Below are 1584 nucleotides of genomic sequence, written 5' to 3'. Positions count from 1 at the left end.
AAAAAAGCTGACTGCTAGGTCAGCTTGGCCCTATCCATCCCCGCATTAAAATACGGGGATTTTCGGGCGTTTTTCATTAAATTTGAATGTTGATAGTGAATTTCATAATAGAAATAAATCGGCAAACCTAATGCAATTACCAAGATAACTTGAATCGTAGTTGGCCACATTGACCAGTAAATTGACAAGCTAGTTAAAATAAAGGCAATTGGTGCTAGATATGGCATGTAACGAGGTTTAAACGGACGATCAAGATTAGGTTTTACTTTTCTCAAAGTCATTACCGTTACGGGGCCTGTTAAATACGCAATTAATGTTGAAGCAGTGATTACGGTTGCCAATAAATTCCAATTTCTAAATAGGCTGACCAAAATTACCGCTAAAATCAAATCCGCAATCATCGCGTAACGCGGAATTAAATACTTTTGATTAAGCCGGCCTAGCCACTTAGGTAAGTGACGTGTATGTGTCATAGCGGCCAAAGCTCTAGATGCTGTAGCGACGAAAGCGACACCTGTACCAAACGGTGATACAAACGCATCTAAATAAAGCAAAATTACCAACCAATTGATTCCTAAAATAATTGCCAAATCCGCAAATGGTGAAGTAAAGTCAATGCCATGCCAGCCTACCTTGGCTAACGTACTTGGTTCGACTGCTCCAATAAAAGTTACTTGCAGCATGATATAAATCGCTGCAGTAATGATCATAGAGATCAAGACACCGCGGACAATATTCTTACGTGGATTCTTCAACTCTCCACCCATATTGATCACGGTCTGAAATGCATCATATGACATGATAATTCCTGAAACTGACGTAGCCTCAAAGATGGAACGTGTTCCATACGGCATAAATTCATGAACGTTGGAGCCGAAATTTTGTGCATGAAAACCACTGCAAATTAAAACTACAATCGTTAAAGTAGGCAATAAGATTTTAAAAATAGAAATCAAATTAGTAAAATGTGTCATAATTTTTACTGACCAAAAATTGATCATTGTAAAAATACACATAAAAATAAATACAACGCCCAATCCTGCAAAAGTAATATTGCCATCTTTAATAAAATTCTTAGTCCAATTAGCCCATGACCACGGCCACGAACTCATATATTGAACAGCCGCCACGGCTTCCATTGGTACCAAAGTTACTAATGAAATCCAATTGGCCCACGCAGCAACAAATCCCAGTAACGATCCATGACTGTATTGAGCATATCTACTCATACCACCACTTTCAGGAAACATTGCTCCCAATTCTACATAGGTCAAAGCAATAGCAATAATAATGACAGCACCTAAAATCCAAGAGAGGATTGCGGCTGGTCCAGCAATTTTCGCTGCAGAACCTGAACCAAACAGCCAACCTGAGCCTATCAAAGAATTTAGGGCCAACATAATAGCCGAAAACAGACCTATTTTATGTCGTTTCATTCCTTCCAAATAATCACTTATCCTTCATTATTACCCTATATTTTTCTCGATTTTTAGCTTCTAATTATAACAAAAACAGTTCTAGCAAAAAACCAATGTCATTAAGTTAAGACATTGACAATTAAGGGTGCTTTTTTAGAGATCGAAT

1 pseudogene is annotated in these 1584 nt (G+C 37.8%); it reads right to left on the bottom strand.

Annotated elements, in window-relative coordinates:
* Positions 1 to 56: 56 nt before the first annotated feature.
* Positions 57 to 1445, bottom strand: a pseudogene (locus CP368_RS09880) (APC family permease); the annotation flags it as partial.
* Between the last annotated feature and the right edge of the window lie 139 nt (positions 1446 to 1584).

The organism is Lactobacillus sp. UMNPBX17 (genome assembly GCF_002553735.1).
Lineage (GTDB): Bacteria > Bacillota > Bacilli > Lactobacillales > Lactobacillaceae > Lactobacillus > Lactobacillus gallinarum.
This window is presented reverse-complemented; position numbering and strand designations above follow the sequence as displayed.